Annotated in this window: 5 protein-coding genes; 3 read left to right on the top strand and 2 right to left on the bottom strand. The window is 39.8% G+C overall.

The features are described 5' to 3' along the window. Positions 1-223 precede the first annotated feature (223 nt). A complete protein-coding gene (rlmD, locus tag ABEW73_RS22290) occupies positions 224-1,735 on the top strand; it encodes a 23S rRNA (uracil(1939)-C(5))-methyltransferase RlmD (RefSeq protein WP_430169216.1) in 1,512 nt (503 codons plus the stop codon). A gap of 154 nt (positions 1,736-1,889) precedes the next feature. Here the strand turns inward: rlmD and ABEW73_RS22285 are convergent, their stop codons facing one another. Both ABEW73_RS22285 and ABEW73_RS22280 read right to left on the bottom strand, forming a co-directional pair. After that, on the bottom strand, positions 1,890-3,554 hold the full coding sequence (locus ABEW73_RS22285; RefSeq protein WP_430169213.1) for a hypothetical protein: 1,665 nt from the start codon (positions 3,552-3,554) through the stop codon (positions 1,890-1,892). Next, the gene (locus ABEW73_RS22280) at positions 3,551-4,546 is read right to left on the bottom strand and encodes a DUF4297 domain-containing protein (protein ID WP_430169210.1); all 996 of its coding nucleotides are present in this window, start codon (positions 4,544-4,546) and stop codon (positions 3,551-3,553) included. Before ABEW73_RS22280 ends, ABEW73_RS22285 begins: the two co-directional genes overlap by 4 nt. Positions 4,547-4,801: 255 nt before the next feature. Between ABEW73_RS22280 and ABEW73_RS22275 the strand changes: the two genes are divergently transcribed. Next, the gene (locus ABEW73_RS22275) at positions 4,802-5,194 is read left to right on the top strand and encodes a DUF4368 domain-containing protein (RefSeq protein ID WP_430169207.1); all 393 of its coding nucleotides are present in this window, start codon (positions 4,802-4,804) and stop codon (positions 5,192-5,194) included. Positions 5,195-5,979: 785 nt separating this feature from the next. Next, on the top strand, positions 5,980-6,318 hold the full coding sequence (locus ABEW73_RS22270; protein WP_430169205.1) for a hypothetical protein: 339 nt from the start codon (positions 5,980-5,982) through the stop codon (positions 6,316-6,318). The last annotated feature ends 1,071 nt before the right edge of the window (positions 6,319-7,389 follow it).

Below are 7,389 nucleotides of genomic sequence, written 5' to 3'. Positions count from 1 at the left end.
GTGTTAGATATAGAATTTATGGTCTATCAGTGGAACTGATGAAATTCTATATCGCAAGAAAACTTACCTATGCATCGCGGTCGCTCATCAAATGAAGTGGCCTCGATAGAGGTTTTCTTATCAAAAGCGAGCTTTTTGAACAACTCCTATTATGGATGGGATGCCGAATGGGAATATAGAGTGGTAAGGAACAAGTTGAACGGAAAGAAGTGAACAGCACATCATGAAGAAGAACCGTAAGGGAAGCGACACGCGCCGCAGCGGCAAGCCCGCGGCTTCGGCGGCCCTCCTGGACCTGCCGGTGGCGAAGAACGACGAGGTCGTGACCGATATTATAGGAATGAACCATGACGGGGAAGGGGTTGGCCGTGCAGACGGCTACACCCTGTTTGTTCAAGGCGCCCTACCGGGCGAGAAGGCCCGGGTGAAGGTGCTCAAGACCAAGAAACAGTATGGCTATGCCAAGCTGCTGGAGCTGGTCGAGCAGAGCCCGAACCGCATCGCGGCCCCGTGCCCGATCTACGACCAATGCGGCGGCTGCCAGCTGCAGCATATGAGCTATGCCGGACAGCTGGAGTGGAAGCGCCAGCTGGTGGTGGACAACCTGGAGCGGATCGGGAAGCTGCGGGTGGTGCGAGAGGCGGAAGGTGCTGGAGAGACGCTTGTGGGCGACGGACAAGATGCTGGCAATTCAGATCAAGAGGGGATCCTCGTACGTCCGACACTCGGCATGAGCGAGCCTTGGCGCTATCGCAACAAGTCTCAGGTGCCTATTGGCGTAACAGAAGGTGGCCTGGTCGGCGGCTTCTACGCCCGTGGCAGCCACCGGATCGTGGACATGGAGACATGCCTCATCCAGCACGAACAGAACGACGAGGTCGTCAGCCGCGTCAAAGCCATCGGACGGAAGCTAGGCATTACCGCGTACAATGAAGAGACGGGCCAAGGCCTGCTTCGCCATGTGGTGGTCAAGATCGGTTTTGCTACCTGCGAGATGATGATTGTACTCGTCACGAACGGCGAGCGGATACCGCGCGTGAACGAGTGGATCGCTGCTATCCGCGAAGAGCTCCCCGCTGTGGTGAGCATCTGCCAGAACGTGAATACACGTAAAACGAACGTGATCTTCGGGGATGTGACCCGTGTCCTGTGGGGGCGTGAGGTCATTCATGACTATATAGGCGATGTGAAGTTCGCAATTTCCGCGCGTTCCTTCTATCAGGTGAACCCGGCTCAGACGGAAGTACTGTATGGTAAGACGGTTGAGTATGCGGGATTGACCGGGGAGGAGACCGTGATCGATGCCTATTGCGGCATCGGGACGATATCCCTGTTCTTGGCCCAGCATGCCAAGAAGGTGTATGGGGTCGAGATCGTGAAGGAAGCAATCGAGGATGCGCGTGCGAATGCTGAGCTCAATAGAATGAAGCATGTAGAGTTTGAGGTTGGCGCGTCCGAAGATGTGATTCCGCGATGGAAAGAGCAAGGCATTGAGACTGATGTCATCGTGGTCGATCCACCGCGTAAAGGGTGCGATCCGCGTCTGTTAGAGACGATTCTTGAGATGAAGCCTGAACGCGTGGTGTATGTGAGTTGTAATCCGTCTACACTGGCGAGAGATTTGAGGGTGCTGGAGGATGGCGGATACAGGACGGTGGAAGTAACGCCGGTGGATATGTTTCCGCATACGGTGCATGTGGAGTGTTGCTCACTGTTAGTGCGGAAGGACACTTAAATCGGAGATGTATTGGCGGAAATAATAAAGAGGGGCGCATACCCCTCTTTTAGTTTTGCTTAAGCAACTAGCTAATTAAACGGCTCAGTGATTGTGTATGAGAATCGACTTTAATAAATGAAACAACAATTACTCTCTTTTAAAACTGCGTTCATTATACAATATCAAATGCTCTAGTTAAATGATCATTTGTATCATTTACATCCTTTAAAATAGGCTTTTCTAAATAAATATAGTGATAGCTATTCGGACCAAGGTATTTTATATTTTCTTCTATTATTGAAAAGAATGACTGCCCTTCAATTGTTAAATAATACTTTGATAAGAAGCCGAACATTTTCTCTTTGAGTTCACTAGCGGTTTCATTTTTAATAAATGAGTCCATAGCAAATGGGATTTTTACCGTTGAAAATTCATGTACTAAATTGGAGTAAAGAGTATACAACGCTAAAAGTTTTTTATTGGAGTCCATACCGCTCCCTTTAACTTCTTTGAAATTGTAAAAATCAATGTCATCTAGCTCAAAATCTTTAAAATGTCTTTCGTATTCATTGATTAATTCGTTATATCTCTTTTTTATTCCAGATTTTTTATGAGCGCTTAGTCTTTTTACGCTTGCTATTTTTTTAGTAACTTCTTTTATAGAATTTGTTTTTTCGTAATGCTCATTTATTAATTTTTGCTCTACGAACATATAGTTACTAGCAATTTTTTGATTTACTTGTTCTTCTATATAGTTTTCTACAGTATTAAATTCTTTAGAATCTTTAACGATTTCCTCAGTTTTGGAGATTGTATCGATAATATTGTCTTTAGTTAATAATAGTCTTCTCTTTTTCTCTTCTAACTCTGTCCGCTCTTGCTTGTTTTGATTAATATTGTTTACGATCTCATAGAGATTATTTCTAATTTTAAGTCGAGTTAATGATTGTTCAACCGTTAATTTAGAATTACAGTGAATACATTCATATTTTATTTCGCCAATTCGAGATTCATATGATTTTTTCAGTTTATCTAATTCTGATATGTCTCTGCTCAGTTGATCAATCTTAGATTCAAGTTCAATAATTTCATTGTTAATTGAAGAAACGGAGTTACTTAATAGATTAATTCTCCCTATATAATTCGTAGTGTGATTGGCTATATTATCGTTATTTCTAGTTATAGTGTCGGCGACAACAGGAGTAAGAAATGGTGCATGCTCATTTCCTAAAAGAGTAAGGGCTTCGATCTTTTTCTTAGTACCGTTTAATTCAGCTTCAAGAGCGCTCTTTTGAAGTTCCAAATCATATAAAATGTTGTTTGATATTTGAAAATAGAAATCAAAAACATTTTTTACAGGATTATTGTACCTTGCGAAGGAGTCTGAAGATTTTGAAAATAAGTACCCGCCCCATGATTTATCCTGATCAATGTAAAAAGGCATGAGAATCTCACTTGCATAGACATCGGAAATAAGTTTGCTTTTTTTATCTTTAATTTTAATTTCAATATCCAATAATTCTTGAAGCCATTTTGAATACTCCTTCTCGGTAAGGACCTTTTGATGACCATCTATATAAAATAAGTCTTTATGCCGTGTAATAACATGTTCTCTTTCTCGATTTGAAATTTTAATTTGAAACATCATATTTTGGATATTCCAATTTGTAGGCCATATCTTCACACTATAGCCCAAACAATAATAAATTGATTTCATCAAACTCGATTTACCAATAGTATTCGATTTACTAACGAATATATTTGTTTGAGGGTCAAAACTGAATTGATTAATCTTTTGATTTATATAATCGTATATAATAATACTATCAATGATCATACTTCCACCTCACATAGACATTCGACTGCGACGGATATTAGGGTGTTCCTACTGAAACTTGATGATTTAAAATTTTCAATAATAATGTCGATTATTTCTCGATTTGATAGACTTTGGAAACTGTCATCTTCAAAAAGCTCTTCTAATGCCTCTTTTATTTCCCTTTTTAAATCAGTAGAATTCAGTTCAATTTTTAATCTCTCACTTCTTATTTTTTTCGTAATTAATTCATTGTAACCAAGCGAGTTTAGTACCCTGTCAAATTGATTTAATGTTTCGTAAGTAATGAATACTTTCGAAAAATAATTAGTGTCCATTGCTTTAATTTCTTTATCTACTTCATTGGAAATAACTTCTTGAGCTTTTTGATCTATAGTTAGAGATAGCTCCGCTATGACAATTCTGCCTCTATTGTCATCAACCGAAACATTAATTCCATTCAAGCAACCTATCAAATATTTCACAGCTTCATTAAGGTCGTCATTAATGGGGGAAATATAAAAGTAAAACTTCTCTAGTTTATTTTTTAACTCGTCAGGAAGGACGTTGATAATTTTTCCTTTAGCTTCATCATTTAATCTATAAACTTCCGTACAAATAGAACCAGGTTTTCTTAAATTCAATTTCTTCTTATCAGAGCTACCAATATCTTTAACGAAAATTTTGTAAGTATCAGAATCTGAACCTGAACTTAGATTCTTTTCCAGTATTGAAGAGGATGATGTAGTTATTTTATTGCCATCGGTATCTGTAATCTTCTTACTTTCTTTTTTTGTTATGGTATTAAAGGTATGCTTTTGTTTTTTTACCTGAATGTAAGCTTTGTAATCTTCGTAACTAACAACAATGTCATCTTCTGCTTCAATATATATTTTAAAGTTATTCTTTTGATAATTGTTTATTGCAAGAAGGATTAAATTAGCTTTTTGAAAATTAAATCCTTTAATCGCTTCGGCTCCACCATTATCCATTCCCTTAATGCCTTCTGTCATTTGCATTCCCCCCCTAGGTCTTAAGTTCTAGTGGTTGTTATTAAGCGAGATTTATGTTCTGTCCACAATCTTCCAAATCTAAACAAATTATAACCTTTCTTAGGCAAATGGTCACGATATTTGTAAGAGAGGAATGTACGTCCACAAAATTCAAAAAAAATTATTGTAGCGCAAATGAGGGTTAACTTTTCCTTGCCGAGAAAAGTCAAGGCATTCGACACCCAGCATACCTTTGTGTAATCTAATGGCTTTGGGATGGTAAAGACCCAACAAGCAAGAAAGCAAGCTGAGAAGCAAATACAGTCTTTACAAAAACGTATTGAAAAGTTGAAAGAACAAAAGACAGGCTTAATCAGACTGTTGGCGAGCGGTACGATTACTGAGGTGGAGTATAAGGAAGCAACAGAGAGCGGAAATGCTGAACTTTATAGCCTACAGGAGCAGTTAAAGGGCTTGCAGTCTCAACAAGGGAATAAAAGTACAGAGGAAAATATCGTTCGATTGAAAAAAGAACTCAAGCGGTTTATGAAGTTGGGGGAACTGACACCTGAAATGGTACATCGGTTTGTTGATAAGATCGAAGTTAAAGCGGATGGTTCGGTAAACATTCATTACAAGTTTACCGCTACCGCTCTTCTTACGGCTTAAATTATAGTGACCGACACTCAAGCCATGTGGAGAGTATGGCGTTGTTGGTGAGGAAGTTGTAACCAATTAATAAGCACGTGCTATTTATAATAAACTCAAGCTAAAAATGGAATGAAGCGTGATGAAATCGGGGAAGGGATGAATGGATAAAGGGGAAACCCCAGATCCATCAAGCCTTTCCTCTGTTTTTATATCAAGACATTATTCAAAATATAAATAAGTCGTGATAGAAAAGTCGAGAAAAAAGTCGGGAAATCAGTGATTCCTAGCAAGAGTTTATTTATTTGGGTAACGGTGGAATGCGGGGTTCAAGTCTCGTTTCTATGCTGTAACGATTAAGTTTGCTTCCTTAATCGCCAGGAAAAATTCCCTGCCGATTCACTGTGTAGTCCATCTTAGCGATGTCCTGCGGTACGTCTTCCTTAGAAGTAGGGCTGGGCTATCAAACCGTTGCTCAACGTTTAGGTTACTAAGTAAAACACAACGAGCGTTCCCCTGCAGAGTATAGAGAATCGCTCGCAGTTTAAAACCTATCCTATTTGGAGCTCTGGCCGATACACACTACAGCCTTTCCCACATTAAACCTAACACTCTACTCCAAGCTATTAAACTCATTCATACGTGCAAGTTTTACAAGATCAGACTTAGGCAATCCGCCTTCTCTCGATTTTGTCCTGCAATGATAACAAGAACAATGAATCTTATCCTTAGCGAACTTCCCTATAAATCCTGTATTACTTTTGTTCAAAATGAATAAACTCATGCTAATAAACAGCTCTCTTTAGGTGTACGATTTCGGAGTAGAGGTATGGTATAGAGATGAAACTGTCTCACAGATAACATTAAGGGAAGGCAATGTTTATTCCTCTGCGAGAGGATTAAAGGTTGGGGACTTAAAAAATATAGTAAGTGAACAATATGGTGACAAGTATCTTGTAAAACTTTCGGATGAAATCATTGATTATGTTTATGATACAGTCAACAAGACGTACTTTGGTGATGCCATATACGAAAGTATTGAACCAGAAGATGCTCAGAATTATTATTCGATTACAGTTGCATTTGATGACTCTGATTATGTTAAACAGATACATATAGGTGATATGTTGGTTTCCATGAGATAAATGGGGATACTCTGTTTTTTCAAGGATGTGAAGGCTTTAAGTGCATTTGAGGAAGCGATCCGTACTCCTCGCAAGCATCCAAATGATGCCAAAAGAACGACCTCCGATTACGATGTGATGGTCATCTATACACAGCAATCTCCAATTCATGCCACCAGGCTGTGGTTGGGGGAAAAGGATCAGGAAAGTGTGTTCAGTTATGGTTTCAGAGATTGGGAGGAAGCTATGTGGTTTCGGCCAAAAATACTGACCGCATGAGAGAATTCAATATGCTAGAGGGGCGTTTAAGCGGTTATCGGAACCGCTCCTCTTCTGATTCAGCAATTGCAGATTATATCGAATTGTACATCCAGATGCAGTTGGATTGTTCGCAGTACTGACGAACTTGGGCAACTGCGAAAAATGCTTAAGTTGTTATGGAACAGACAACGATCGAGCCACAATGTCTCGATCCGTCTAAGTTGCCCGGATCCAGGGAAGTAAGCTGAAGTCGACGGTTTGTTGTGAATGGGATTAGCTGAGTGATTCTTGATGAAGTTGACAGATCGAACTTATCCAGAGGAAGCAGAAACTGCAAATGTCTAATGTGCTATAAGTATTACAATTGTCGATTTAAAAAGGTACCAGGCGAACTCAATAAGATATTGAGTTCGCCTTTTATTAGAAAAAGGCAAGTACAATCTTTTTTAGTTCTCTGGGAGGATAGGGTTGCTTTTTGTCGAAGTGTGTATATATCACAATGAAAATTAAATGGGAGAATTGAACTATGTCTGATAAGCTGTTTCGTTGGTTCAAAATTATTTATGCCATCCAAGCGAGGCCTAGTATCAGCGCCAAGGAATTGGCGTAACGATCGTGAAACCGAGGAAAGAACGGTATATCGCGATTTATTTTTGCTAGATGATCTGGTGCCGATTACCAATTATGGCAAAGGTTACACGTTTGCTGGGGATATTGCCATGTTCCCATTCAATTGGACTCAGCAAGAGGCACATGTATTCTACATGCTCCTTTTTTTGTCGATTAGAGCAACACACCGCAGGGATTTGAACCAGCTTATGACAAGGTCAT

The organism is Paenibacillus lautus (genome assembly GCF_050482385.1).
Taxonomy (GTDB): domain Bacteria; phylum Bacillota; class Bacilli; order Paenibacillales; family Paenibacillaceae; genus Paenibacillus_AQ; species Paenibacillus_AQ lautus_B.
This window is presented reverse-complemented; position numbering and strand designations above follow the sequence as displayed.